Raw genomic sequence first — 25,668 nt, forward strand, 5'->3', positions numbered from 1 at the left:
GCGCGAAGGGTTTGCAGCGTTATGACAATTTCGTCGATGCACTCGGTCGCCGGCTCAGCAAAGGACCAAGGCTGAGGCAAGAAATAGCCGGCGATGTCCCGCCAGCGCCGCCAGCGACTGGATGAGCTGCCGGCAAGACAGGCGCTTCAACAGCCCAACCCCAGTGCCCGATTTCGGAGCTATTTTGCGCAGCTGATGCCCATCAGATCACCGTTCATCGCAGCGGCGGGCCTCGGCAAGGGTTATTGCCAGCGAAACCGGACATCGGGCCACAATCGATGCCCAGGGCTTCTTCTTAGGCGCAGTAACTTTGAAACAAATCCTGCCGGCAGGCGTTCCAGCATTGCGGGCGGCGTTGCCGGAGGACCCAATGCCCGACGAATACAATGACATCGTCATCCCCCAAGACCACGATGCATCGCCACTTCGGGAGGAGGAGTATTTCGTCGTCTGCCCGGCGTGCGGTCAGGCGTTCGACATCAGGTGTATGGCAGAGGCGCTTCATCACAACGAGCTGGGCCACGAGCCCTACGACCTTGACTCGTAGTCGGCAGTTACCGACGAACGTCGAGCCTGGTCGAGACCCGCACCGAGGGTAAGTTCTCGCGCGTCTGATCGGCTTACAACGAATCCCCGTCGCAAGGGTGGAGCTTCGCCGGCACGCTATGTCGTGACAGATACCTTGCGGCCTTCAGCGACGAGCCTCAGGTTGGGGGAAGCTTTGGCCCGACGAAGATGCGTCGAGCGTAAGAGGTCGTTGTAGGGGCGAAACGGTCGGTCAATCCTCATGCGATCGGCATGTCGGGCGGGATATGTCGTCGACAGCGACATGTCGTCAAATTATGTCGATAGAATCGCAATCTATTGACATAATTGGGGTGCCGCAAGCGGCCCTCCCGATGCTCCAACTTGCTACAATTCCACTCACCTGAAAGACAGTGAGGGCGGTTTGGGGACATTGACTTCGGCATCGGTGAAGAGATTCGGAAACAGCCGTTCCCTGAAATCGAGAGGAAAAGCGATCCGCACCGGTGTCTTCGGAGTGTCAGACTTCAGGAAACCGCGGTCGACGAGATCCGACAACGTGTTCCGTGCCGTGCGCTCGGATGTCTTCAGCACGAAATTGGCCTCGCCACGGGGCAACCTACCGTGCCGCAATACTGCCGCCACCAGATCAGGTGCGCGTTTGTCGTCGACGATTTCCTTCACCAGGGCGCGGTAGCGAGCCTCGAGCCGTCCGAGGTTGAACATCGTGATCGAGAACCGCACCTGGTCGAGCGCGACTGTCAGGAACCATTCGACGAAATCCTTGAGTGCTGATTCCGAAAGATTTCCTCGGCTGTCGGCGTGATCCATCATGCGCTTGTATTCGCCCCGATCTTTCAGCCCACGAGCGAGACCACGAGATATCGACCACAGGCCATTGCCGCCGATCCCGGCCTTGAGCGCCATGGCGTGAGACATCAGCCGACTGACGCGGCCGTTGCCGTCTGGGAACGGGTGGATGTAATTGAGGCGATGATGAGCTGACGCAATCGCAATGATCCGCAGGCTGGCCTGCCTTTCGGCCATCGCAAACCGTTTCTGGAAATACTCCATAAAGACCACCATCCTGTCAGACGATGGCGGCTGATGGCGCCGGACAACGACATCATGATCTGCGGACAACCGAAACTCGCCGGGCACGATCTCGGCCTTGGTGCCGTCCGGATTGTCGATGAACCGGAATTCCTCTGGCATCTCGTTGTAGAAGGCGCGATGAACCCACCGGATGAAATCGATCGAAGTCGGGCTCGGCAGTTCCCCACGCAAACCGAGACCATCAATCATCCTCTGAACTTCGACATAGGCCTTGGCCTCCAAGGCGAGAGGACGGCGTTCGGGATCAATCTCGGCTCCGGCCAATGCACTCTCGATATCTCGAGGTCGGGTGTTGTGGCCTTCGATCAAATTCGAATAGTAAGAATTCATGACGCGCACGAGATCGGCCAGTTCGGCGGCCGATTCCGGATGCAGGCCTCGGCCGAGTTCATCGGCGGCCTTCTGCAGCTCGATCGCGAGATCTGCCAGGACGGTCGGAACCGCGTCGTCAAAAAACAGTGGCTCGATGCGGGCAGGGGTTTCAACCATTCTTTGCCGATCTCTATAGTTTCTCAATTGCCTGCAATGTAAGGCATTCGAGACCATAAGTCAGCATAATTGCCGATATTGATTGCCGATCTCTCTTGCCGATGCCGGCCGCCGATCAGGAGGCGAACCCGAAATGCCTCAAAGGTCGGCCGGGCAGGGCGCGACTGGAATCACCGATGGCGCTATTGCCATTGGGGCTGAGTTGGTCGGGAGCAAAATGAGTTGCAAACGGTGCGGCAAGAACGAGTGAAGCAGGGCTTTATCGATCCGCTTGCGAGGTCTGGTCGAATTGCTCAGTCGTGCGGCCAGCTTGCCGCGTCGGGTGATGTCGATTGAATCGCCAACTCGGTCGATGGGCTCGCTCAGATGTGCTCCGACGTCAGCCAGATCGATCGCGTCATTGTGCGAACCTTAGCTTGGAAGAGGCAAATGTCCTTGCTTTGTCATGCGGAGCCGCGAGATAGTTTAGTAGATTGAGCGTGATCGTCCCCACATCGTTCATGGCGCCTGCAACTGGGAGCGCCCCGCACCAAGCGACCGAGCTTGCCGAAAAGATCAGCCCGCCTGTTGCCAGGTGTCGTAACGTCATTTCAGCGCACCGACGGCGGGCACGTTCCGGATCCCCGCCTTCGTACCAGCGCGTCGGATCCTGAAAAAACTATCGGGAAAACCTGTCGCACGCGCGACTACGACAGTGTCAGGGGAGGTGCCGAGCGCAGGATCTGTCGCATCCACTTCGTAGCCCGCAGCCGCGCCCAGCACGATGCCCTCCGACCCGAAGGTCTGATTTTCAACATCCTCGAACAGCCATGCGCATTCCTCTTCGTAGCTCTCTTCTGTACGCGTGAAGGGCCGCGCGCCTTCAAGGCCCATCAGCGAGATTGCGCCACCGATCAGTGAGAATTCGCCTCGGCCGCGGGATCGGAGATAGCCTCCTGGTTCGTTGGTGATCGAAAGCGACTGTTCAGCGACTGGGCCGTCCCATGTGCGGCCGGCCTCCAGCGGCGAGCGCCGCAGCTCCATCAAATCGTCCTTGAAAGCCACAGTTCCGGCAAAGCCGTTTCCGCCGAGATAGGCGATGCTGCCGCCTTCGGACGCAAACTGCCGCAGCGCCTGCTCCATCTCGACCGACATATATTCCGGATGACTGCCCGTTATGACTGCTTGATATCCTCGCAGACCGTCTATGCCGCATTCGTGCAAATCGTGATCGGTTACGACGTCAAACGCGATTCCATGTTCGTGGCAGAATCTGAGGAAGTGCAGATCGACCGGCAAGTTGTGCGGACAGCCGCAGAGTGGATAATTGTAATCGTCCCGGACGGTGACCTTCGGCTTTTTGTAAGAGCAGATGGACACGCCGCTGAGATCGGAGTGGTAGTCGTAAAGCGATTTTAGGTTGTTGGCGATCGCGAAGCGATGCCCCCGATCGTCGCATTTCCAAGGATAGAGATGGGTCGGAAGGTATTCGTCCGCATAGGCGAGATAGGTGGCCGTCGGCACGAGGTACAGGAGCCGTGCCAGTGCGCGTGAAGAGGTAACGAAAAACACCACCCGTTCAAAGCCACCGTCCCATTCGATTTGAAACGCATAGACGCCCGGGCGAGCGTTGTCAGGGACCGTTACCCGATGGGAGACCGGCCATCGAAGCGGACCGATGTCGTCGTCGTGGCAATGGATAGCATCGTAGTGCGACGGCACGAGCCGAGGGTCAAAGCTCGATCCATCCCAGCGCGTCGAAGTCATGCAAAAAGTTGGTTGATTGATCACGTCGAGGACCAGCGGATCAGTTCCGCCTGACGACCACATAGGCTCCGTTGACAGGAGCGGTGGGAAATTCCACGCGATGGTGCCCTGCGGCGTGTCGAGTCGGATTGCCGCAAACTTCGCGTTGAGCGTCGGCTCGTTTCGGGACGCGCATACGCCGAAATAGATTCCGTCCCCTTGCAGATCCCGCACAGGGCTGCCGAGACGTTCATGGATTTCGTACGGCGCAAGCAGATCGAGTGATCTGATGCACAAGCACAACCGCTCGTGCCGCAGGTCAAGTTCAACGGCTAGCCAAACACCGCTTGGCACTTTCTCGTCCGTAGACGAGATCTGATCGGCGGTTTTCAGGACAAACACGCCGTCGCGCACGCATAGTCTGAGGATGCCCGCTTCCACGATCGTGCGTTCCCCGCAGTTGCGGGTGAGGAACAGTTCAAAATGAATGCCGTGGACCGATTGCACTTTGGCGAGTTCGCCGGCCGGCACGCGCAGGAACGAGCCATGATCGAACAGCCGATGCTGTGGTTCACCTGCCGCTTGGATCGGCCAGTCGAGGAATTCGGTGGCTGGTTTGTCAATCTGGCAGATCCGCGTGCTCTTTATCGGCCGATCGCAAGACAGGCTGAGGCTGACCTGCTGGCCCGCTTTGGCGCTCCAGGGGGTGGTATAACCAACCGCACTCATCGCGTCGTGGTTTACTGCGCGCTCCATCAACCGTTCCCGATGGCACTCTTACACTGGAGCGACCGCAGCCGGCCCGGTGGCGTCCCAATACGCCCTAGCGCTCTCCCGAACAAGGTCAGCTGGGCGCCTGCCGGGGAGGCCGTCCTATTTGAAGGACATTGGCCAAAAATGCCATGCAGGGATTGTCTCCAACGGCGAGTCAAGGCTGGGGCGCACGTCGGCTAACCCTGCTGCCGCAACGGGTTTTGAAAACAATGATGTATATGCTTGTATAGGTAAGTCTGGTTCGGATAGGCTCGGTGAAAGGCGAGCCGCAACACGACGGAGGATGGCATGCGCAACGCTTCTCTCTTCGACCTGTCGGGCAGGAAAGCGCTTGTAACCGGCGCAAGCCGCGGTATTGGGCGCAGCATCGCAGAAGCCCTGAGTGCGGCTGGCGCCGACGTCGCAGTTGCGGCACGCAAGCTGAGCTCCCTTGAGGAGACTACCGCGGCCATCAGCGCAGCCGGCGGCGCCGCATATGCCATCCGCTTGGACGTCACAGACGTAGAGCAGTGCGAGGCGGCAATAGCCGAGGCGAGCAGACTGCTCGGTGGCCTCGATATTCTTGTCAACAATGCCGGGACTGAAGAGGTTCGGCCTTCGCTTGATGTCGATGAGGCCCTTTGGGACAGGATCGTCGACACGAATCTCAAAGGAGCGTTCTTCTGCGCCAAGGCCGCTGCGCGACAAATGAGAGACGCCGGACGTTCCGGCGCAATCATCAATCTGTGCTCGCTGACATCGGAGGTCGGCGTTCCCACAGCGGTGCCGTATGGCTCGTCAAAGTCAGGCCTCCTCGGCATGACCCGTGCTCTCGCAGCTGAGTGGGCGGATCTTGGAATCCGGGTCAACGCCATCGCCCCCGGCTACTTCAGGACGGCAATGACAGACGTGTTCTACAGCGACCAAACATGGCAGCAATCCATGCTCGCCAAAATCCCGCAGCGCCGTTTTGGCAACCTCTCGGATCTACATGGAATCGCGGTGTTCCTCGCTTCCGATGCGTCCGCCTACATCACCGGCCAGTCCATCCCGGTCGATGGAGGCTTCCTCGCGTCGATCTGAGTCCATGGGCTGCTTCGCCTGGGAGGGTGATACAAACTTTCCGATCAAAACTGTCTGTGCCAACGCATTCCAGAGTGGTGACCGACCAGCGCTAGCAATCGTTTCGTTCTAACAGAAGGAGCAGCCATGTCCGACGTCAGCTTCCACGACCTGTCATCCATCAGTGCCGATCAGCGGGCCAGTTTGCTCGAACGCGCCGAAGCAGATCTGTCATCCTTCATCGAGAAGGCCCGTCCAATCATCCAAGCCGTCAAGGATGAAGGTGACGCAGCTTTGATCCGGTTCGCGCGGGAGTTCGACAAAGCCCATGTGGCTGACGGTGAGCTGAAGGTTACGCAGGCAGAGTTCAAGGCGGCATTTGCTAAGGTTGAAAAAGACGTCGTTGCGAGCATCGCGTTCGGCATCGAGAATATCCGGCGGTTCCATGAGGAGCAGCGGCCGGAGGCGATGTGGCTCAAGGAAGTGCGGCCGGGCGCTTATGCGGGCGACAGGTACACCCCGATCGCCTCGGTTGCGCTTTACGTTCCGCGCGGCAAGGGTGCCTTCCCCTCGGTCACGATGATGACGTCGGTGCCGGCGGTGATTGCCGGCGTGCCTCAGATCGCGATCGTGACACCTGCGACATCCGACGGTTCGGTAGACGCAGCCACCTTGGTCGCGGCTCGCCTCGCCGGCGTCGAGACCGTGTATAAATGTGGCGGCGCCCAGGCAGTCGCCGCGGTCGCCTATGGCACGGAGACGGTCAAGCCAGCCGTCAAGATCGTCGGCCCCGGCAGCCCATGGGTGGTGGCGGCAAAGAGCCTCTTGGCTCCGATCATCAACACGGGTCTTCCGGCCGGCCCATCCGAAGCGATCATCTTTGCAGATGACAGCGTGGATGGCGGCCTTGCCGCTCTTGACCTATTGATCGAAGCCGAGCACGGGCCGGATTCGTCAGCCTATCTTGTGACGCACAGCCGCAAGGTTGCCGAAGCTGCGCTTGCTGCTATCCCGCAACATTGGTCCCGGATGACAGAGCAGCGCGTAGAGTTCTCGCGCGCGGTGCTGACCGGAAAACGCGGCGGCATTGTGCTCACCGCATCGTTGGAAGACAGCTACCGCTTCATCAATGACTATGCGCCCGAGCATCTCGAGATCCTGTCAAGGGAGCCATTTGCGCATCTTGGACGCATCACCGAAGCCGCCGAAATCCTCATGGGCCCGCATACCCCAGTGACGCTGGCCAATTTTGTCCTTGGACCCAATGCGGTGCTTCCGACCAGCCGGTGGGCGCGAACCTTCGGGCCGCTTTCGGTGACGGATTTCGTCAAGCGATCCTCGGTGGGCTACGTCACCTCGGCCGCCTATCCGGAACTCGCCCTCCACGCGCGCAGGCTCGCCCGCTACGAAGGGTTCAGCTCCCACGAAAATGCCGTCTCGGAGATCCGCGATCGCTATCTCGCCGACTGACGGGGGACGACCACAATGAAGGCCGCACGACTTTATGGACCAGGTGACTTGCGCGTGGAAGATGTCGCCCCACCAGGAGATCCGGATCCAGGTTGGGTGAAGCTGAGCATCGATGCTGCAGGCATTTGCGGCTCTGATCTGCACAATTTCCGGACGGGCCAATGGATAAGCCGATCGCCTTCGACGGCGGGCCACGAACTGACAGGAACCGTGATCGCCATCGGGGCCGGCGTGGACTCCGTCGCCATTGGCGACAGGGTGGTCGCCGACTCGCGTTTCTGGTGCGCAGAATGCGCCCAGTGTCGTGGTGGGAGACGGCATCTTTGCGCTTCTCTGGGGTTTGTCGGCGAAATATGTGACGGCGGATTTGCCGAACAGGCCGTTTTGCCTGCACGCCTGTTGCACATCGTTCATGCCGCGCTCGACGCACGGGTCGCGGCTATGGCCGAGCCGCTGGCGGTCGCGCTGCACGCGGTGCGGCGTCTGCCGATAAAGGCCAGCTCCGTTCTAGTCGTCGGCTGCGGCACGATCGGCGGTCTTGCCGCACTGGTGCTTTCTCGAACGTTCCCGGGTACCGTGCTCGTCACGGATCGCAACCAGGGCCGATGCGCCCGGGTGGCGCAGGTAACCGGTGCCAAGATTGTCGATTTGAACCGGGCTGCCATTGCTGCGGCTACCGCCAATGCCCCCTTGCTCGCTGCCATCGAGGCGACCGGCAGCATTGCGGCATTCAGCCAGATAATTAGCGTGCTCGATCCCGGCGGTACGGTTGCGATGGTTGGCATATTCCATGGGCGCCTCGATATTGATCCCAACATTCTGGTTGAACGCGAAATCTCATTGCTGGGATGTCACGCCTTTGCAGATGAGCTTCCCGAGGCCGTCAGGATGCTCGGCGAATTGACCGGGCCCATGATCGAACTGATCGACCGCGAGATCGGCCTGGATGAAATTCCCGAAGCCTATGACCGGCTCTTGGCCGGGCAGAGCGATGGCTTGAAGACGATTGTCCGGATACGGCAACCTGCCGAGCAAGCATGATTTATGATCGTTGCGCGAGAGACTTTTGAAATGATCACTTTGCCCGATACGGCCAGCCCTCTCTACGAGAAGGTCAAGGACTACATCTTGACGAACATCGGAAACGGCCGATGGAGCAAGGACCGAAAGCTGCCGTCTGAAAACGAATTTGTGGCCACGCTGGGCGTGTCGCGGATGACGGTCCACCGTGCCTTGCGAGAGCTGACGTCAGCGGGATTTCTGATCCGGCTCCAGGGCGTTGGGACGTTCATCGCGCCACCTCGGCCACAATCGGCCCTGATCGAGATCAACAACATCGCAGCCGAGATTGTCGAGCGGGGCAATAGGCACAGGTCGGACGTTCTCGTCCTCGAAACGATGATGCCGACAAAAGACCTCGCGCTTTCGTTCGAGTTCACAAAGCGCGTGCCGATCTACCATTCCATTGTCATCAACTTCGAAAACGACCTGCCTGTGCAACTGGAAGAGCGTTTCGTCAATCCGAGCCTGATACCGGATTATGACAAGCAGGACTTCTCCAAGACGACGACCTTTGACTATCTCATGCAGAAAACGCCCGTGACCGAGGTCGAGCACATCATTTCCGCAATTCCGGCCGACTCCCAGACGGCACAGCATCTGAGGATCGATCTCGGCAGTTGTTGCCTTCTTCTGCATCGACGGACGTGGACGGGCGCGGTGGTGGCTACGGTCAGCAAGCTCACTTACGCAGGAAGCCGTTATTCGCTGGGCAGCCGGTACTCCCCTTCGAGACACATGTGACCGTCGGAGAGCCAACGGCAGCTAAAAGCGGCCTGCAAGAGAGCTCGCGCACGGCAACGCCAAGATATTTCGCAGCCATGAAATCAGGTCATGGAGCTTGTATATGCATGTATGTATTTGCACCTTGACATCCGCGGCCGCTGACGTTGAAATATCCTTGCACTTCCAACGAAGTGGCAGGCAGGGTGCAGTCCCGTAAGGGCACAAACCTGCATCTTCACAGACCGAATGCCTGGTTCAAAAAACGCGGTCTGATCATCAAGGGGAACAAAGATGATGCGTAACCTAACAGGAAAACTTCGCGCGCTGGCGATGGCTGTAGCCATCGGGTTCACCACGAGCTCGGCAGCCTTTGCAGCCGATGCAACCATTCCCACGACGCCCGAAGCAGGAACCTTCAAGATGGGCATCGAGCCCTGGCTTGGATATGGCCAGTGGCATATTGCCGAGGCCAAGGGCCTGTTTAAGACAAACGGGCTGTCGGACGTTCAGATTGTGAACTTCGCGGAAGACAAGGACATCAATGCCGCCCTGGCGAGCGGCCAACTCGATGCCGCCAACATCGCCACCCACACGGCCATGGGCATGGTCGCGGCCGGCCTGCCTGTGAAGATTGTGCTCCTGCTCGATGTCAGCATGACCGCCGACGCTATGATCGCCGGCAAGGACATAACCTCGGTCAAGGATCTCAAGGGCAAGCAGGTCGCCTTCGAGGAAGGGACGACCAGCGATATTTTGCTCAAATATGCGCTCGCCAAGAACGGCATGTCCATCGCCGATGTTCAACCGGTTCCGATGCCGGCGGCGAATGCCGGCAGCGCATTGATTGCCGGCCAGGTTCCGGTTGCGGTGACCTACGAACCTTACCTCACCGCAGCCATGGCCCAGAACAAGGACGTTAAACTCCTTTTCACCGCAGGCGAAGATCCCGGGCTGATCAGCGACGTATTGGTGGTAAGCGATGAAGCGATCAAGTCACGGCCTGGTCAGGTGCTCGCCATGATCAAGACCTGGGATGCTGCCCTTAAGGCTTACAAGGCCGACACGCCCGACGGCCGCGCCATCATCTCCAAGGCGGTCGGCTCGAGCGTCGAAGACCTCAACACCGCCTTTGATGGCGTGCGCTACTATTCTTTAGCCGAGAACAAGGATGCGCTGACGGGCGAATTCTCCACCAAGACATTCGTCGACGTCGAAGCTGCCGCCAAGAACGCCGGCCTGCTTCAGGCCGATGTAACGCCCGAGCAGATGATCGACCCGTCATTCGTCAAGGCCGCCGAATGACGATGGCCGGGTCGCGGTGGTAACGCAAATGTCCAAGCCGCGTGCCACCAAAGCGGCCCAGTCTGGCTCAGCAGCGAAGCCGCCCGTCAGACAGCCGATGCACCGTCGCCGATCTTCCGGGATCGGCGCGCCCATCGCGCGTTCGCGTTTTCTGATCATAGCCGTGGCCGTCTTTGCCGGCCTCGGCCTGGCCTGGTGGGCGGCAACGGGCTTGGGCCTGGTGAAACCAATCTTTCTGCCGTCACCGGCTAGCGTGGTCAGTCAGCTTGGCAAGCTTTCGAGTGACGGCACGCTATGGCTGGATCTCAGGGCCTCGATCTATCGTATTTCCATTGGCTTTCTCATCGCCTCGGCACTGGCAATTCCCATTGGCGTGCTGATCGGCAGTTTCAGGACCTGGGAAGCGGCCGTCGAGCCGCTCGTGGATTTCATCCGTTACATGCCGGTGGTCGCTTTCGTGCCCCTCTCCATTCTGTGGTCGGGGACAGGCGATGCCCAGAAATTCCTGATCATCTTCATCGGCACTTTCTTCCAGCAGGTGTTGATGATCATGGACAATGTGAAACGGGTTCCCCCGGATTTCATTGGCCTTGGCAGGACGCTCGGCTTGCCGGATCGCAAGATCCTGACGCGCATCGTGGTTCCCAGCGCCTTGCCAGGCATCTGGGATACGATGCGCATCAGCCTCGGCTGGGCATGGACCTGGCTTGTGCTGGCCGAACTTGTCGCGGCGACATCCGGCCTCGGCTACCGCATCACCGTGTCCCAGCGCTATTTCCAGACAAACACCATCATCGGCTACATCCTGCTGCTGGGCGTGCTGGGTCTCATCACCGACCAGGTTATGAAGGCGCTGGGAAAAGTGCTGTTCCGGCAGGAAGGCCACGCGCAATGAGGCACCGCCGATGAGTTTGCCCAAACTGCGGATTGAAGGTCTCCACAAGAGCTTCGGCACGGGCGCACGACGCACAGAAGTGCTGCAGGATATCAATCTCGATCTTGCCGACAACGAGTTCGTCTCCCTGGTGGGTACATCGGGTTGCGGCAAGAGCACGCTGCTGTCGATCGTGGCCGGGCTGCAGGATTTCGACGCGGGCGATCTCACCATCGATGGGGCGCCGATTCTGCAGCCTGGCCTCGACCGTGGTGTCGTCTTCCAATCCTACACATTGCTTCCCTGGCTGACGGCGCAGCAGAACATCGAGTTTGCCCTCAAGGCGGCGGGTCATGATCGCGCGACCTGCCGCAGAATCGCGCGCGAGCATCTCGATCTGGTCAAGCTCCCGCACAGCGCCAATCGCTATCCGTCTGAGCTTTCGGGCGGCATGAAGCAACGGGTGGCCATAGCGCGTGCGCTTTCTTATCGACCCAAAATGCTTCTGATGGACGAGCCCTTTGGCGCGCTCGATGCCTTGACCAGGCATCAGATGCAGGAACTGCTGACTCAGATTTGGGAGGAGCACAGGCTCACAGTCCTCTTCGTCACCCATGATGTGGAGGAGGCTGTGTACCTATCGGACCGTATCATCGTGATGGGGATCGGCCCCGGACGCATCATGCAAACCTTCAATGTCGATATTGAGCGCCCGCGCCGGGAGGAGGTCATGGAGAGTGCGGCGTTCATGGACCTGCAGCGCAACGTCCATAAGGCCATACGCACGGCTTCCAAGTCCCCCGAAATGGCATAAACCAAGTCCCATTGATTGCATTGTCCCCCGGTCTGACCGGGTGCGAAAGAACCGCTAGGTGCACATCGATGCTTCTGAAGGCGCAGATCCTTCTGGATCGCGCCCGCTTCTTGCAGGGCCTGATCGACGGTCGCCGTTCCCAGAACTTCGCCAAGGCCGTCGCCGCCTTTCAGCCGGCAAACGGACTCCCGGCCATGGCCGAATGGGTCAAGCCCGACGTTGTCGGTCGGGTGAAATTTTCTGCTCAATTTCCGCGACGAGACCTGACTGCCTTCAGCAGTTCGCGTTCGTCAGTGTGAGCATTTCGAAAAGTCGTCACAACCGTTTCCGCCAGGATTTCGCCCCGTTGGGTTAAAGGGTCGAGGCCTTTGTCTGCGCAAATCCGATAAAACGCGCTGGCAAATAGCCAAATCGTGAGGACTAAGGCAGGTGCGCGGTACGCTGGCGCTGCGGCATAATGCGAACCCTCAGGCCCGCTGCCCGTGCAGAGCAGCGGGCCTTTACAGCCAGACCCGAAGGAGAGAGGAGAGTTCGGTCTTCGCGCAAAAAACGTTTGATGTGGAGTGCTTGTTCCCGGCTAACGAAGTTGGTAATTTTCGTACAGTGCGTCACCTGGCGGCGATTGCCTTCCCGCAAGCAGTTAGCCGTTCAACTGTTTCAATGATAGCCTTGGCAAGCGCCTTACCCTCATGCATGGGCTCTTGGCCATAGAGAGCAAGACAGCCTCCTCGCTCGGCAGCGCGCCGGCCGGGCAGGTCTCCTCGATGCCATGCGTACCAGGGCAGGGGCGGCCAGGCGTTGCGGATTTGTCCTCCGCATCCATGCTTTGATCTGCGTTCGCTAATCCGCCTCATCTCTGAGCGCCATGTTTTTGCGGCGAACAGGCGTCCAGTCAGTGATCGTATCGGCATCCACGGTGATTAGCCCGCCAGCTTTCACAGTCACCTTTCGATTTTCCTCGTCGACCCGCGTGACCGAGCCAGTGAGCTGTAGCTCGTCACCGGGTTTGGAGTTTTTAGGAGCAGGGATCGAATGCGGAAAACCATAGGAGGGGATGCTGACGCTAGCTCTTCCGTCGTCCAGCAGCTTCAGCACCGTCACGGTGATCGCCACTTCATCGCCGATATTGATGTCCGCAATTTCCCAAGCCATGCCCCATGATTCTGGAGCGGCTTTGACGGTAGTCAAGGGATCGCTAATATGCGGAAAATGCCAACACCGCTGCGATCACCCACGATGCCGCCAGGCAGTACGCCCGCAATCGATCAGCAACACGGTTCTGGCGCAGGATCACCGAAGCAGAGGAACGCTGGCCCTTTGTCTTTGCTTTGCGGAGAGCTGCTTTGCGATGCACAAACTTTTCTGATGCAGTGCGGTTTTGGCCTTCGCACCTGCACAGAACTATGCAAAACCGTCACCGCTGGAACTTGACCCAAGGGAATGTGCCGATGAGTGTGGCGGTCGAAACAAAGGCGCTGACGCCGACGGACATTGCGGCCCGAAAGCACAAGAAGCCAATTGTCTGCTTAACAGCCTATACAACGCCCGTTGCGCGCCTCGCCGATGGGCATTGCGACGTGGTCCTGGTCGGCGACAGCGTCGGCATGGTGCTTCACGGCCTGACGTCAACCCTAGGGGTTACGCTGGAGATGATGATCGTGCATGGGAAGGCCGTGCGCCGCGGCCTTGAACGGGCGCTGATGGTCGTCGACATGCCGTTCGGCTCCTATGAGGAGGGCCGCGAACAGGCCTTTCGCAACGCCGCGCAGCTGATGGCGGAAACCGGATGCGCCGCCGTCAAGCTGGAGGGCGGTGAGACAATGGCCGAAACGATCCGGTTTTTGACCAGCCGTGGCATCCCCGTCATGGCCCATGTCGGGCTGACACCGCAATCGGTCAATGTGTTTGGCGGCTACAAGGTCCAGGGCAGGGGCGAAGACGGCGACAGGATTTTGCGCGACGCCGTTGCTGTTGCCGAATCCGGTTCATTCTCCCTTGTGCTGGAAAAGATGCCCGAGCCGCTCGCACGAAGAATAACCGAGGAGGTTACGATTCCCACCATCGGGATCGGCGCCTCCGCCGCCTGCGACGGCCAGGTTCTGGTAGTCGACGATATTCTGGGCATGTTCACCGGTTTTCGTCCGAAATTTGTCAAGCGCTATGCCGAACTTGGTTCGGAGGCGGATGCCGCGATTGCCGCCTATGCGGCCGACGTGCGGGAAGGGCGCTTTCCGGCGGCCGAGCATGTCTTCCACGATAGGCCAAAAGCCATTGCCGGAGGAGAAACCGCATGAGCGTGCCAATCGTGCGCACCGTTGCCGAGCTTCGCGCCGTTGTTGCACGTTGGCGCCGCGCGGGCCCGAGCATCGCTGTGGTGCCGACCATGGGCGCCCTGCATGAAGGGCACTTGAGCCTCGTCCGCTCGGCGCTCCAGACGGCGGATCGTGTGATCGTGACGCTATTCGTCAATCCGAAGCAGTTCAACCGTGCCGGCGACCTCGCCGCCTATCCCCGCACCGAAAGCGAAGATGCGGCAAAGCTCGCTCCGCTCGGCGCGCATCTGCTCTATGTTCCGGATGCGGCGGAGATGTATCCGGCAGGCTTCGCCACGACCGTGTCGGTGTCCGGCGTCAGCGAGGGCCTGTGCGGCGCGTTCCGGCCGGGGCATTTCGATGGAGTGGCGATCGTTGTCGCCAAGCTCTTCCTGCAGACCAGCGCTGATTTCGCTTTTTTCGGGGAAAAGGATTTCCAGCAGCTTCAGCTTATCTGGCGGCTGGTCCAGGATCTGGACATTCCGATCGCCATTGTCCCTTGTCCGACAGTTCGCGATGCCGATGGTCTCGCTCTATCATCGCGCAATGTCCGGCTCTCGCCAGCGGAGCGCGCGATCGCCCCGAAACTCGCATCGGTCCTGCTCAAGACGGCGGAGCGGCTTGTGAACGGCTCTCCCGTGCTGCCAACGCTTGCCGACGCACGCGCAGCAATCCTGTCTGCAGGCTATAGTGAGGTCGAATACCTGGAACTTCGCGGGGAGACAGACCTGCAACCGATAACAAGCCTGGATCGGCCGGCACGCCTGTTTGCAGCGGCTTGGCTCGGCCAAACGCGGCTCATTGACAACGTCAGAACACTGCCGTCTCCCGTTCTCGTTGACAAGCCGCCGTCATCAATCGCGCATGCCTTGACCCGTGCCGACGGTCACACCGCAATGCCAGCGATTAAAGGATGAGCTTGTAGGCTCTAGCAAGCGTTACCCCTGACCAACTCCGCCTGTGAGCGCTGGACCGTCCCGCGCTAAGCAAGGTGGGTCAAAACATTATAATCTGGATGAATCACCGCAGCAGGGCCCCGGAAATGCCCGCTGATGCTCGGCGGTTCGGTTGGTGGTGAGCATCACCGTCCTGCCATGTCGGGCTTGGCGACCTGACCCTATTTCAGCAGTTTGATCAGGACAGTGAAAGCTGCGTCGATGTCAGCGCGAACCGCAGCCCGGACCGCCTCCGCGTTGCCGTCTCGCAGCGCTGCAAACATCTCCTGATGGTGCTGATTGGCGGTCGAATAGTTTCCGGAATCGTGCAGCATGTTGAAATAGGGACTGATCTGCAGCCACAGGTTCTCGATGATGTTGAGCATGTTTTCCGAGCCCGCGGCCCGATAGATGGAGAAGTGAAAGGCGTAATTGGCCCTGAGATAGGATTTGACGTCGCCGGCGGCATTGGCCTGCTCGAGTGCTTCCAGATGCTGGCGCAGCAGCATCACGCCTTGATGGTCCATGCGTTCGGCGGCCCATGCGGCGGCGATCGCCTCAATTTCGAACCTGACGTTCCTGAGATCGATAAGCCGCGCACGACTTAATGCAGGGATACCGATCGAACGGCCCGAAACCACCATCAAGGCGTTAGCGGCGCTCAGACGCCGCAGTGCCTCCCGAACCGGCATCGGGCTGACGCCGAAAGCGTCGGCGAGGCTCTGCACTGTCACCATTTCACCTGGAACGATGCTGCCGTCGAGGATCAACTCGGTAACGTGCCGGTAAACCCTGTCCTGCAGGGTTTCCCTGGACAGCGGCGTGATCTCGACGCCCGGCTTTCTGAATGCCGCCCCAGCCATCTCTGCCTAACCTTCCCCCATATGGGCGACGCTCTTGTCATACCCGGCGCCTGTGCCCGGAATGCAGGGTTCGGATTGCCGCGTCAAGCGCCGACCTATCCTGCTCTTACCTCGCCATTTCATCATTGATCTTTGATCAAAGCATGATACGGTCGCCAACATCGAATGACAAGGGTTACGTTTCGTGCCCTTGGGAGGCATTCGGTCATTCGGATTGGGAGGAGTTCACATGGGTATCGGATCGAAAGTCCGGCGGCTCGCGCTGCTGGCCGGCATGGCTGCCTGCGCCTTTGGCCCGTCCGCCGCCGAGGCGGGCGAAAAGCACAAAATCTTTCTCAGCATGAGCTTCATCGGCAACGACTGGCAAGCTGAGGCCGCCAACATGGTCAAGGCGATGGCCTCGCACAAGAGCATGGCCGACAAGGTCGATCTGCAGGTTCAGGTGGCTGGGCCGAATGCACAGCGCCAGATCCAGCAGATCAACGCGATGGTGCAGGCAGGTGCTGAAGCCATCGTGATCTTTCCGATCTCGCCGACCGCGCTCAACCAGGTGGTCAAGAATGCCTGCGACAAGGGCGTGAAGGTCTTCGCCTACGACGCCGAGATCACCGAGCCCTGCGCATACAACGTTCACATCGACCAGGAGGAGGCAGGACGGGTGACGGCCGAATGGCTGGTCAAGAGGCTCAACGGTAAGGGCAACATCATTGCGGTGACCGGCGTTCCCGGCACCTCGGTCGACGATCTGCGCACCAAGGCCGCCAAGGAGGTCTTCGCCAAATACCCTGATATCAAGATCGTCGGCGAGGCGGTCGGCATGTGGAGCCAGGCGGTGGCCCGCACCGAGCTCTCGAAGATTTTGGCGACGCGCAGCTGGGACGACATCAACGGGCTGTGGATGCAGGTCGGCTGCTTCACCGCCAATGCCATGCAGCTCGAGGCCGGCAAGAAGAGCAGCGAACTCTTGCCTTGCGCCGGCGAGGGCTCCAATGGCGGGCGCATCCAGATGCTGCCTGAGGGCACCGAGGTCGAGGGCGCGGCATCTCCCTATGCGGCGCTCGGCGCGCCGCGCATTTCCTATGCCTCGCCACCCTATTCCGGCGCGCTCGCCTTGAAGCTCGCGGTCGAGGCGATCGAAGGCAAGGACGTGCCGAAGAAGACGATATTACCGCTGCCGATCGTCACCAACGAGACGATCAAGCTTTGCGATGAAGGCACCTGGGCGGAAATGAAGGCCGGCTGCAACGCTTTCAAGCCGTCGCTGGTCTCCAATCCCGGCTGGTTCGCCTCGATCTTCTCGGATCAGACACCCGAGATCGGCCTCGCCGCTGCCCTCGTCGGCCAGCCCGAGGAATAAGTCTCCCAAGGCAATCCCGACGATGCACGGATATCTTGTCCGTGCATCGTCGATCCGCGCGACGATCAAGGACGATGACAGCACATTACGAGCTTCCCGCCGTTGAGATCGACGGCATCAGCAAGGCTTTCGGCCCGACCGTGGCGCTGGACGACGTGTCGTTCCGTATCGCGCCCGGCAGCGTCCATGCACTGCTCGGTGAAAACGGAGCCGGCAAGTCGACGCTGGTGAAACTTCTGTCCGGGCTGGTTAGGCCGAGCCAGGGGCATATCCGTGTCTTCGGCAAGGAGATCGGCTACGGCGCACCGCGCGCAGCACATGCGCTGGGCGTGCAGACAGCGTTCCAGGAGATGACGCTGGTGCGCGATCTCTCCGTTCTCGACAACATGCTGCTGCCTTACGCTCCCGTCGGCGTCTCCGGCTTGATCCGGCGCGCTGCTGCGCGCAAGGCGGTCCGCCGCCACATCGACGATCTCGGTTTTTCCGTCGATCTCGATGCCGAGGTGAGCGAGCTCGAGCTTTCGGTGCGCCAGAAGATCGAAATCGCGCGCGCCGTCTACCGCAAGCCGCGCATCCTGCTGCTCGACGAGCCGACCTCGACGCTCGCCGGCCGCGACGTCGACTGGCTGGGCGACATCATTGCCAGGCTGAAGGCGGCGGGCACGACCATCGTCTTCATCACCCACCGCATGCGCGAGGTCCGCGCCTTCTGCGAGACGCTGACGATTCTCCGGAACGGCCGCCACATCGTGACCGCGCCAGTTGCCGATGTCTCGGACGCGGACGTCATCAAGAAGATCATCGGCCGCAGCATCGAGCAGACCTTTCCGCCCAAGCCCGACAGCGCCCAGGCGTTCGGGCCGCCCGTCCTGGGCGTGCGCGACCTCAAAGTCGGGCGCAAGCTCGATGGCGCCGGTTTCGACCTGCACCGGGGCGAGATTCTCGGCGTTGCCGGACTGCAAGGCATGGGCCAGCAGGATTTGTTCCTGGCCTGCTTCGGCATGGCCGAGATAGAGCGCGGCGATATACTGGTCGACGGCCGCAAGGTCTGGCTGGGCTCACCCGCCGATGCCTTGCTGCCCAACATGGCCATTGGCCTGGTGCCGGAGGACCGCAAATCCGAAGGCCTGTTCCTGAAGCTGTCGGGCAGCCAGAATGCCACCCTGCCTGTGGTGTCGCGGTTCACGCGCTTCGGTCTGGTCGACGCCGAGGCCGAGACGCGCTCGGTCGAGGAGGCGTTTGCCACTGTCGAGGTCGACCGCCGCGCGTTGTGGACGCGGGCAGGCGCGTTTTCCGGTGGCAATCAGCAGAAGATCGCCATCGCCAAATGGCTGGTGGCGCAGAGCCGCATCCTGCTCTTATTCGATCCGACCCGCGGCATCGACGTCGGCACCAAGCACGAGCTTTATGTGATGATGCGAAACTACGTGGCAGCCGGCGGCTCGATCCTGCTGCACTCGACCGAGATCCCCGAACTCGTCCACCAATGCGACCGGGTCCTGGTTCTTTATGACGGGCGCATTGCAGCCGAGCTCAAAGGCGACGCCATCACCGAACCCGCCATTATGCGCCCGGCGCTCGGGCATGCCGGGGAAGCCGTCGCATGAGCAGCGCAGCAGTTTCGTCCCCTGTTTCCGCCGGCTTCTGGCTGCGCCGCGCGCTGATGCGAAATCGCGGCGCGCTGATCGCGGCGATCGTGCTTGCGATCCTGCTTTTCATCGTCGATTGGGTCAGCGCTGGTCCGCTCACATATTTCGACGTGTCGTTCCTGTCGAGTGGCGGCGCGACCTCGGCGCTCGCGGCGATCGGCCAGACCATCGTGATCTTGTCGGGTGGCTTCGACCTGTCCGCGGGCGCGGTGATATCGCTGGTCAATGTCGTGCTGGCATCGAGCATGGACCCGATGGCGCCAGGCGCCAGCGTCATGCTGTGGACGACAGTCGGCATCGGCGTCGGCATGGCCGTGGGTGCCTTCAACGGCTTCTTCATCGCGGTGCTGCGTATGCAGCCCATCGTGGTGACGCTGTCCACGATGTTCATCCTGCAAGGCGTGACGCTGCTGGTGATGGACAAGCCCGGTGGCTTCGTGTCGCCCGACCTCGGCACCTTCTACCTCGGCGACGCGATCACCGGCTGGCTGCCGATGCCGCTGGTGGTGATCGGTGTCGTCCTGCTCGCCTGGTTCTGGCTGAAGCGAACTCGTTTCGGCACGGCGCTCTATGCCGTTGGCAGCGACACGGATTCGGCCGCAGCAGTCGGCATCAATGTCGTGCTGGTGCGCTTTGCCGTCTACGTGATCGCTGGCGGCTGCTATGGCCTTGCCGGCGTGTTCATCAGCGCGCAGACCGGCAGCGGCGATCCGCTGGTCGGCAATCCGCTGCTGCTGTCGATGTTCGCTGCGGTTGTCGTCGGTGGCACACGTCTCGGGGGCGGGCAGGGTGGTCCGGTCGGCACTGTCTTCGGCGCCTATATCCTGATGATCGTGGTGAATATCCTGCTGGTGCTCAATGTGTCGGCCTATTATTCGACCATCGCCGAAGGCACCATTCTGGTGCTGGCGGCTCTTGCCGGCTCCATCTCGCACGCATCGGTGCTTGCGGTGCAGCTGCGCGCCGCGCGCGCTCGGCTGGCGGCTTGGCGCGCCGGCATATTGCCCTCGCAGCTCGAGCGCGCGGACCGACGTCTCAAGATCGCCGGATCCTCACACGGCCCGCGCGGCCCGGCATCGCCGCGTCCCGCCTTCCATCTGCGCAACGCCGAGACGCTACGCTATGCGCTGCCCGCCTATGTCTGCCTGCTGGTGATCATCATCGTCACGCAGGTCTGGCTCGGCCGCGCCATCCTCAATCCGGGTTACTGGAATTCGCTGCTCGTGCTGTCGTCCTTTCTCGCCGTGCTGGCGCTTGGGCAGGGAACCGTCATCCTGACCGGCGGCCTTGACCTCTCCGTGCCGTGGACGATCGGCATTTCCGGCATCATCCTGGCCGGTATGGTCAACGGCTCCGATGCGGCTCTTGTCTACGCCTTGCCGGTCGTGTTGCTGATGGCTTGCGCCATCGGCTTCGCCAATGGTTTCGGCATCGTCTATCTCGGCATCTCGCCGATCGTCATGACGCTTGCGACCAACGGCATTCTGCAAGGTTTTGCGCTGCTCTATTCGCAGGGAACGCCGGCCGGCTTTTCCTCACCGCTGCTGCGTTGGTTCATGACCGGCAAGCTCGGTCTGCTGACGCCTGTGGTCCTGCTGATGGTCGTCTTCGTGGTGGCGGCGGTGCTGCTGCTCGGGCGCACGCCGTTCGGACGCAGGGTCTACGGCATCGGCAACGGGCTGCGCGCGGCGCGATTGTCGGGCATCGGCGTCGAGCGCACGCTGATCCTGGTCTACATGCTGTCGGCCGTCTGCGCAGCTGTTGTCGGCATCATGCTGACCGGCTTTTCCGGCCAGGCGAGCCTCGGCATGGGCGACGATTATCTCTTGCCATCAATCGCGGTGGTGGTGGTCGGCGGTGCGCTGATCACCGGCGGGCGCGGCCACTATCTCGGCATGCTGGGCGGCGTATTGTTACTCACGGCGCTGCAGATGCTGCTGGCCGGCACCACGCTTCCCTACGCCACACGGGCAATTCTTTACGGGCTGGTCGTTCTCGGCGCCGTCATGGCGCTGCGCGAACGGCGGCTGCAATGAGAAGGACAGGACGATGAGCACAAAAGCACCGGCATCGGCGGACGAATTTCTGGCCGGGTTGAAAGGACAGCGCGTGCTGGTGACAGCGGGCGCCGGCGGCATCGGCTTTGCCATTGCCGACACGCTGTCGCGGCTCGGCGCGCGTGTCGTCGTCTGCGATGTTTCCGATGAGGCGCTGGCCGCTGCTCCGGACAAGATAGCGCTTGTCGCCGCGATCAAGGCCGACGTCTCGCGGGAAGAGGACGTCGACCGGCTGTTCGAGGCTGTCGGGGAAAAACTTGGCGGACTCGACGCCCTGATCAACAATGCCGGCATCGCCGGGCCGACCGGCGGCGTCGACGAGATCGACCCGGCCGACTGGCGACGCTGCATCGACATCTGCCTGACCGGCCAGTTCCTGTGCGCCCGGCGCGCCGTGCCGCTGATCAAGGCGGCGGGCGGCGGCTCGATCGTATCGATGTCGTCGGCGGCTGGCCGCCATGGCTATGCGTTCCGCACGCCCTATTCGGCGGCCAAGTTCGGCGTCATCGGCTTCACGCAGAGCCTCGCCAAGGAGCTCGGGCCGCATGGCATAAGGGTCAACGCTATTCTGCCTGGCATCATCGAGGGACCACGCATCGAAGGTGTCATCTCGGCACGCGCCAAGCAGATTGGTATCAGCCACGAAGAGATGACGGATCGCTATCTCCAGAACATCTCGCTGCGCCGCATGACCAGCCCCTATGATGTCGCGGCGATGGTCGCCTTCTTGCTCTCCGACGCGGGCGTCAACATTTCCGGCCAGTCGCTCGGCGTCGACGGCAACGTCGAAACACTGTGAGGGACTGACAATGGCCGATGTCGCAATCATTGGAAGCGGTTTCATCGGGCGGGCATGGGCGATCAGCTTCGCCCGCGCCGGTCATGATGTGCGGATGTGGGACCAATCACCTGCCGCGACCAGCAGTGCGCGCGACTACATCGCCGGCGTACTCGGCGACCTCGCTGCCAACGATTTGCTGCGGGGACAGGCGGTGGATGCCGTGCTCGGCCGCATTGCCATTGTGGCGGAGCTTGGCGACGCCTTGGCCGATGCCGTCCACGTCCAGGAGAACACGCCCGAAAATCTCGAGGTGAAGCGTGACGTGTTTTCCCGGATCGACGCCCTTGCCGGTCCGCAGGCGGTGATCGCCAGTTCCACTTCGGCGCTGTTGCCGTCGAAATTCACCGATCATCTGCAGGGGCGGCACCGCTGCCTGGTCGTGCACCCAATCAATCCGCCCTATCTCATCCCGGCAGCCGAAGTGGTGCCGGCGCCATGGACTTCTGCCGACACGGTGGAAAGGACCCGCGCATTTCTTGTCGAAGCTGGCCATGCGCCGCTGGTGATGAAGCGCGAGCTCGACGGCTTCATCATGAACCGCCTGCAAGGGGCGCTGCTGGAGGAGGCGTTCCGGCTTGTCGCCGACGGCTATGCCAGCGTCGAGGACGTCGACACCGGCCTGCGCGACGGGCTGGCGCTGCGCTGGTCGTTCATGGGTCCGTTCGAGACGATCGATCTTAATGCGCCGGGTGGTGTGCGCGACTATGTCGAGCGCTATCAGACGATCTATTCCAACATCTTCCCGCAGATGCTGCGCCGCGTCGACTGGGCCGGCGAGGTCATGGAGACCGTCGAGGCCGAGCGCCGCAAGCGCCTGCCGCGGGAAGGACTCGGCCAACGACAGGTCTGGCGCGACCGCCGGCTGATGGCGCTGGCGGCGCACAAGAAAAAATCGGATCAGGAGTTTGGACGATGACGCAAACAAGCCGCAAGCCCGGCGCCCAGCAACCCAACGGCAAGGTCATCATCACCTGCGCGGTGACGGGGGCGATCCACACGCCGACCATGTCGCCCTATCTGCCGATCACGCCGGACCAGATCGCCTCCGAGGCGATCGCGGCGGCGGAGGCGGGTGCGGCGATCCTGCATCTGCATGCCCGCGACCCCGAGACCGGCAAGCCCGACCAGACGCCTGAGGCGTTCGCGCGTTTCCTGCCGCGCGTCAAGCAAGGTACCAATGCCGCCATCAACATCACCACCGGCGGCAGTCCCTACATGAAGGTCGAGGAGCGTGTGCGTCCCGCCGCCCAATTCAAGCCGGAGGTCGCCTCGCTCAATATGGGCTCGATCAATTTCGGGCTCTATCACCTCGCCGACAAATACGAGACGTTCAAATTCGACTGGGAAAAGCCGCATCTGGAAGCCACGCGCGATCTGGTCTTCCGTAACTCGTTCAAGGACATCGAATACATACTGGCGACCTGCTACGACAATGGCACGCGCTTCGAGTTCGAGTGCTACGACATCGCCCATCTTTATAACCTCTCCCATTTCGCCGATCGCGGGCTGGTGAAGCCGCCGTTCTTCGTGCAGTCGGTGTTCGGCCTGCTCGGCGGCATCGGCACCCATCCGGAAGACGTCGCCCATATGAAGCGCACCGCCGACCGGCTGTTCGGCGACCAGTTCCGCTGGTCGGTACTGGGTGCGGGCGCCAGCCAGTTGCGCATTGCGGCGCAATCGGCAGCGCTTGGCGGCAACATCCGCGTCGGGCTTGAAGACAGTCTTTGGGCCGGCAAGGGCAAGCTTGCCAAGTCGAACGCTGAGCAGGTGGTGTTCGCCCGCAAGATCATCGAAGGCCTCGGCATGGAAGTGGCGACGCCCGACGAGGCACGCGAAATCCTGTCATTGAAAGGCGGCGACAAGGTCGCGTTCTGACCTTTGCCGCAGAGCGTCGGAACAGAGGAGGACGGCATGAAGATCGAAGTCGTGGTGGACGTGAAGACCACGCTGGGCGAGGGACCGCTGTGGGACGTCGAGCAGGAGCGCCTCTATTGGATCGATAGTTTCGACGGGCGCGTGTTTCGGGCGACCGCCGACGGCCGCGAGATCCGCTGCTGGGACGTGCCGATGAAGATCGGTTCGATGGCATTGCGCAAGGACGGTAACGGTGCGGTGGTGTCGCTGCAGCGCGGTTTCCATCTGCTCGATTTTGCCACCGGCGAGGTGACGCTGATCCACGATCCGGAGCCGGACAGGCCGATGAACCGGCTCAACGACGGCAAGGTTGACCGGCGCGGCCGCTTCTTCGCCGGCTCCATGGATACGATGGAGGAGGGGCCTTCCGGCGGCCTCTACCGGCTCGATCCCGATTTCTCCGTGACAAGGATCGATTCCGGCATCATCTGTTCCAATGGCCCGTGCTGGAGCCCCGATGACCGCACCTTCTATTTCGCCGACACCTGGACCGGTGAGATCTGGGCATACGACTACGACATCGCAACAGGTGCCGCCACCAATCGGCGTACCTTCGTGCGTGTCGACACCAGCCGCGGTGGCGCGGCCGACGGCTCGACCGTCGATGCCGAAGGATTCCTTTGGAACGCGCTGGTCTATGATGGCAGGCTGGTCCGCTACGCGCCTGACGGCAGCGTCGACCGCATCATCGACATGCCGGTCAAGAAGATCACCAGCGTCATGTTCGGCGGACCGAAGCTCGACACCCTGTACGTCACGTCGATGGCCAAACCGCCGCTGCCACGCTTTCCGGGCGACGGAGTTTTACGCGGCAGCCTCTTTGCCGTCACCGGCCTCGGCGTAGCGGGAGTTCCCGAGCCAAGATTTGCCGCGTAAATCGGTGCGCAATCGCGATCATCCTCCCCGCCTGCTTGGTGCCACCCCCAACGTCCCGCCGCAGGGCGACCGGCGCTGGAAGCTCGTGCCGTGCGGTTCTGATGGAACCCACAATGAAAGGCGTGGGGTCGCTTCGCCTGAAGTGCGCGAAACATGTCCCTGGAAACCATCAACTGAGCCTTGGAGACCTGCTCGAAACAAGAAATCCACCCATTAGCAACTCCAATGCCTCGAGTGCCTCTTCGTCCCGCAAATTGGTCAGGGGTACGCTGTCCACGAAGACAACCTTTTCATCGTCTATGTCATAGACCTCCCAAAGCCCGTCCTTGATCCTTCGGATGGCGTGCCGGCGCTCCATAAGCAAAATCTAATACTTGAGTCTCGGCGACGTTGGGTAGAAAATCGGGCACGAGCCGATCATAATAGTGGAAAACCCTGCCGGTGTAGCGTAACGAGCCTTGCGAGATGGAGCCGGATTTCGGAAAGAGAATCGAAGACGACGCGATGCGGCTTGATGCGGTCGATCTCAGCCAAAGCTGCCTGCACGGTTTCTCCGAGTTCGAAGTCGAAGAATGAACAAACGTCTGCAACTGGGACGGATCGAGACTGAGCTCTGGAGGAACGAGCTCCAGAATTTCTATGCCTTTCAGACTCCAACCGTGCTGTTTGCCACGAACACTAGTTCGCGCTTGCTCTCGGACAGGGTGATGTACAAGCATTTTCGCGTTGCGAGCCCCCGTTGATGAGGAACTGTAGCCCAATTGTGGTTTTGCCCGATCCGGGCCTCCCCTCAACGAGGTGCGCCCGAAACCTGGCGTAACCGCCGCGCAAGACATAGTCGAGACCCTCTACGCCGGTCGCTATTGGTGACGCTCATCTTCGTTCACGTTGGCCCCCAAATGTATTGGCGAACAGCCGGCAGAGAAACAACTCCAGCCGCGGCCTGCGG

The 25,668-nt window shown here is 61.1% G+C and carries 22 protein-coding genes and 2 pseudogenes; 19 read left to right on the forward strand and 5 right to left on the reverse strand.

What is annotated here, in order from left to right; translation table 11 throughout:
* Together NKJ08_RS23090 and NKJ08_RS23095 are read left to right on the forward strand one after the other, a co-directional pair.
* Positions 1-125 (forward strand): annotated as a pseudogene (locus tag NKJ08_RS23090) (CopG family transcriptional regulator); the annotation flags it as partial.
* Positions 126-310: 185 nt separating this feature from the next.
* Complete coding sequence (locus NKJ08_RS23095) at positions 311-547, forward strand: hypothetical protein (RefSeq protein ID WP_352783458.1); 237 nt, start codon at positions 311-313, stop codon at positions 545-547.
* A gap of 377 nt (positions 548-924) precedes the next feature.
* Here NKJ08_RS23095 and NKJ08_RS23100 read toward each other — a convergent pair whose 3' ends face one another.
* Both NKJ08_RS23100 and NKJ08_RS23105 read right to left on the reverse strand, forming a co-directional pair.
* The gene (locus tag NKJ08_RS23100) at positions 925-2,130 is read right to left on the reverse strand and encodes a Fic family protein (protein ID WP_352783460.1); all 1,206 of its coding nucleotides are present in this window, start codon (positions 2,128-2,130) and stop codon (positions 925-927) included.
* A gap of 585 nt (positions 2,131-2,715) precedes the next feature.
* A complete protein-coding gene (locus tag NKJ08_RS23105; protein WP_352783461.1) occupies positions 2,716-4,611 on the reverse strand; it encodes a N,N-dimethylformamidase beta subunit family domain-containing protein in 1,896 nt (631 codons plus the stop codon).
* Between the two features lie 306 nt (positions 4,612-4,917).
* On the opposite strand from NKJ08_RS23105, the gene NKJ08_RS23110 reads away from it, so the two are divergent.
* From NKJ08_RS23110 to NKJ08_RS23145, 8 genes are all read left to right on the forward strand, one after another.
* Entirely contained in the window at positions 4,918-5,691 is a 774-nt protein-coding gene (locus tag NKJ08_RS23110; RefSeq protein ID WP_352779223.1) for an SDR family NAD(P)-dependent oxidoreductase, read from the forward strand.
* Between the two features lie 126 nt (positions 5,692-5,817).
* Positions 5,818-7,140, forward strand: coding sequence for a histidinol dehydrogenase (gene hisD / locus NKJ08_RS23115; protein ID WP_352783463.1), 1,323 nt, complete (start codon positions 5,818-5,820; stop codon positions 7,138-7,140).
* Between the two features lie 15 nt (positions 7,141-7,155).
* On the forward strand, positions 7,156-8,181 hold the full coding sequence (locus NKJ08_RS23120; protein WP_352783465.1) for a zinc-dependent alcohol dehydrogenase: 1,026 nt from the start codon (positions 7,156-7,158) through the stop codon (positions 8,179-8,181).
* Positions 8,182-8,211: 30 nt separating this feature from the next.
* Positions 8,212-8,943, forward strand: coding sequence for a histidine utilization transcriptional repressor HutC (gene hutC / locus NKJ08_RS23125; protein ID WP_352527527.1), 732 nt, complete (start codon positions 8,212-8,214; stop codon positions 8,941-8,943).
* Positions 8,944-9,216: 273 nt separating this feature from the next.
* Positions 9,217-10,227, forward strand: coding sequence for an ABC transporter substrate-binding protein (locus NKJ08_RS23130; protein ID WP_502896204.1), 1,011 nt, complete (start codon positions 9,217-9,219; stop codon positions 10,225-10,227).
* 97 nt (positions 10,228-10,324) lie between these two features.
* Entirely contained in the window at positions 10,325-11,122 is a 798-nt protein-coding gene (locus tag NKJ08_RS23135; RefSeq protein WP_352527407.1) for an ABC transporter permease, read from the forward strand.
* A 10-nt stretch (positions 11,123-11,132) separates the two neighbouring features.
* Positions 11,133-11,915 carry an ABC transporter ATP-binding protein gene (locus tag NKJ08_RS23140; protein WP_352779213.1) on the forward strand — a complete coding sequence of 261 codons (783 nt, stop codon included), beginning with the start codon at positions 11,133-11,135 and terminating at the stop codon, positions 11,913-11,915.
* Between the two features lie 68 nt (positions 11,916-11,983).
* Entirely contained in the window at positions 11,984-12,214 is a 231-nt protein-coding gene (locus NKJ08_RS23145; protein ID WP_352783467.1) for a peptidoglycan-binding domain-containing protein, read from the forward strand.
* 541 nt (positions 12,215-12,755) lie between these two features.
* On the opposite strand, the gene NKJ08_RS23150 is transcribed toward NKJ08_RS23145, so the two are convergent.
* A complete protein-coding gene (locus NKJ08_RS23150; RefSeq protein WP_352527410.1) occupies positions 12,756-13,067 on the reverse strand; it encodes a hypothetical protein in 312 nt (103 codons plus the stop codon).
* A 296-nt stretch (positions 13,068-13,363) separates the two neighbouring features.
* Between NKJ08_RS23150 and panB the strand changes: the two genes are divergently transcribed.
* Both panB and panC read left to right on the forward strand, forming a co-directional pair.
* The gene (panB, locus tag NKJ08_RS23155; protein ID WP_352783469.1) at positions 13,364-14,209 is read left to right on the forward strand and encodes a 3-methyl-2-oxobutanoate hydroxymethyltransferase; all 846 of its coding nucleotides are present in this window, start codon (positions 13,364-13,366) and stop codon (positions 14,207-14,209) included.
* Positions 14,206-15,144 carry a pantoate--beta-alanine ligase gene (panC, locus tag NKJ08_RS23160; protein WP_352783472.1) on the forward strand — a complete coding sequence of 313 codons (939 nt, stop codon included), beginning with the start codon at positions 14,206-14,208 and terminating at the stop codon, positions 15,142-15,144. The genes panB and panC overlap by 4 nt, the downstream gene beginning before the upstream one ends.
* A gap of 200 nt (positions 15,145-15,344) precedes the next feature.
* Here panC and NKJ08_RS23165 read toward each other — a convergent pair whose 3' ends face one another.
* Complete coding sequence (locus tag NKJ08_RS23165) at positions 15,345-16,025, reverse strand: GntR family transcriptional regulator (protein ID WP_352527413.1); 681 nt, start codon at positions 16,023-16,025, stop codon at positions 15,345-15,347.
* Positions 16,026-16,254: 229 nt separating this feature from the next.
* On the opposite strand from NKJ08_RS23165, the gene NKJ08_RS23170 reads away from it, so the two are divergent.
* From NKJ08_RS23170 to NKJ08_RS23200, 7 genes are all read left to right on the forward strand, one after another.
* Complete coding sequence (locus tag NKJ08_RS23170) at positions 16,255-17,382, forward strand: sugar ABC transporter substrate-binding protein (protein ID WP_352527414.1); 1,128 nt, start codon at positions 16,255-16,257, stop codon at positions 17,380-17,382.
* A gap of 74 nt (positions 17,383-17,456) precedes the next feature.
* Entirely contained in the window at positions 17,457-18,989 is a 1,533-nt protein-coding gene (locus tag NKJ08_RS23175) for a sugar ABC transporter ATP-binding protein (RefSeq protein ID WP_352783476.1), read from the forward strand.
* A complete protein-coding gene (locus NKJ08_RS23180; protein WP_352783479.1) occupies positions 18,986-21,067 on the forward strand; it encodes an ABC transporter permease in 2,082 nt (693 codons plus the stop codon). The genes NKJ08_RS23175 and NKJ08_RS23180 overlap by 4 nt, the downstream gene beginning before the upstream one ends.
* A gap of 13 nt (positions 21,068-21,080) precedes the next feature.
* Positions 21,081-21,887 (forward strand): SDR family oxidoreductase, encoded by an 807-nt coding sequence (locus tag NKJ08_RS23185; RefSeq protein WP_352783482.1) that lies wholly within the window; start codon positions 21,081-21,083, stop codon positions 21,885-21,887.
* A gap of 10 nt (positions 21,888-21,897) precedes the next feature.
* Positions 21,898-22,845, forward strand: a complete 948-nt coding sequence (locus NKJ08_RS23190; protein ID WP_352527418.1) for a 3-hydroxyacyl-CoA dehydrogenase — start codon at positions 21,898-21,900, stop codon at positions 22,843-22,845.
* Complete coding sequence (gene kce, locus NKJ08_RS23195; RefSeq protein WP_352783486.1) at positions 22,842-23,804, forward strand: 3,5-dioxohexanoate:acetyl-CoA acetone transferase; 963 nt, start codon at positions 22,842-22,844, stop codon at positions 23,802-23,804. The genes NKJ08_RS23190 and kce overlap by 4 nt, the downstream gene beginning before the upstream one ends.
* Positions 23,805-23,840: 36 nt before the next feature.
* Positions 23,841-24,719, forward strand: coding sequence for an SMP-30/gluconolactonase/LRE family protein (locus NKJ08_RS23200; protein ID WP_352527420.1), 879 nt, complete (start codon positions 23,841-23,843; stop codon positions 24,717-24,719).
* A gap of 365 nt (positions 24,720-25,084) precedes the next feature.
* Here NKJ08_RS23200 and NKJ08_RS23205 read toward each other — a convergent pair.
* Positions 25,085-25,583: pseudogene (locus NKJ08_RS23205) on the reverse strand (ATPase domain-containing protein); the annotation flags it as partial.
* Between the last annotated feature and the right edge of the window lie 85 nt (positions 25,584-25,668).

It is taken from the genome of Mesorhizobium sp. M0244 (assembly GCF_040321795.1).
Lineage (GTDB): Bacteria > Pseudomonadota > Alphaproteobacteria > Rhizobiales > Rhizobiaceae > Mesorhizobium.

What these genes read in the sequence shown, in the direction of transcription:
- NKJ08_RS23100 (WP_352783460.1), bottom strand. Translation starts at nt 2,130, where the DNA reads ATGGTTGAAACCCCTGCCCGCATCGAGCCACTGTTTTTTGACGACGCG.
- NKJ08_RS23105 (WP_352783461.1), bottom strand. Translation starts at nt 4,611, where the DNA reads ATGGAGCGCGCAGTAAACCACGACGCGATGAGTGCGGTTGGTTATACC.
- NKJ08_RS23110 (WP_352779223.1), top strand. Translation starts at nt 4,918, where the DNA reads ATGCGCAACGCTTCTCTCTTCGACCTGTCGGGCAGGAAAGCGCTTGTA.
- hisD (WP_352783463.1), top strand. Translation starts at nt 5,818, where the DNA reads ATGTCCGACGTCAGCTTCCACGACCTGTCATCCATCAGTGCCGATCAG.
- NKJ08_RS23120 (WP_352783465.1), top strand. Translation starts at nt 7,156, where the DNA reads ATGAAGGCCGCACGACTTTATGGACCAGGTGACTTGCGCGTGGAAGAT.
- hutC (WP_352527527.1), top strand. Translation starts at nt 8,212, where the DNA reads ATGATCACTTTGCCCGATACGGCCAGCCCTCTCTACGAGAAGGTCAAG.
- NKJ08_RS23130 (WP_502896204.1), top strand. Translation starts at nt 9,217, where the DNA reads ATGATGCGTAACCTAACAGGAAAACTTCGCGCGCTGGCGATGGCTGTA.
- NKJ08_RS23135 (WP_352527407.1), top strand. Translation starts at nt 10,325, where the DNA reads ATGCACCGTCGCCGATCTTCCGGGATCGGCGCGCCCATCGCGCGTTCG.
- NKJ08_RS23140 (WP_352779213.1), top strand. Translation starts at nt 11,133, where the DNA reads ATGAGTTTGCCCAAACTGCGGATTGAAGGTCTCCACAAGAGCTTCGGC.
- NKJ08_RS23145 (WP_352783467.1), top strand. Translation starts at nt 11,984, where the DNA reads ATGCTTCTGAAGGCGCAGATCCTTCTGGATCGCGCCCGCTTCTTGCAG.
- NKJ08_RS23150 (WP_352527410.1), bottom strand. Translation starts at nt 13,067, where the DNA reads ATGGCTTGGGAAATTGCGGACATCAATATCGGCGATGAAGTGGCGATC.
- panB (WP_352783469.1), top strand. Translation starts at nt 13,364, where the DNA reads ATGAGTGTGGCGGTCGAAACAAAGGCGCTGACGCCGACGGACATTGCG.
- panC (WP_352783472.1), top strand. Translation starts at nt 14,206, where the DNA reads ATGAGCGTGCCAATCGTGCGCACCGTTGCCGAGCTTCGCGCCGTTGTT.
- NKJ08_RS23165 (WP_352527413.1), bottom strand. Translation starts at nt 16,025, where the DNA reads ATGGCTGGGGCGGCATTCAGAAAGCCGGGCGTCGAGATCACGCCGCTG.
- NKJ08_RS23170 (WP_352527414.1), top strand. Translation starts at nt 16,255, where the DNA reads ATGGGTATCGGATCGAAAGTCCGGCGGCTCGCGCTGCTGGCCGGCATG.
- NKJ08_RS23175 (WP_352783476.1), top strand. Translation starts at nt 17,457, where the DNA reads ATGACAGCACATTACGAGCTTCCCGCCGTTGAGATCGACGGCATCAGC.
- NKJ08_RS23180 (WP_352783479.1), top strand. Translation starts at nt 18,986, where the DNA reads ATGAGCAGCGCAGCAGTTTCGTCCCCTGTTTCCGCCGGCTTCTGGCTG.
- NKJ08_RS23185 (WP_352783482.1), top strand. Translation starts at nt 21,081, where the DNA reads ATGAGCACAAAAGCACCGGCATCGGCGGACGAATTTCTGGCCGGGTTG.
- NKJ08_RS23190 (WP_352527418.1), top strand. Translation starts at nt 21,898, where the DNA reads ATGGCCGATGTCGCAATCATTGGAAGCGGTTTCATCGGGCGGGCATGG.
- kce (WP_352783486.1), top strand. Translation starts at nt 22,842, where the DNA reads ATGACGCAAACAAGCCGCAAGCCCGGCGCCCAGCAACCCAACGGCAAG.
- NKJ08_RS23200 (WP_352527420.1), top strand. Translation starts at nt 23,841, where the DNA reads ATGAAGATCGAAGTCGTGGTGGACGTGAAGACCACGCTGGGCGAGGGA.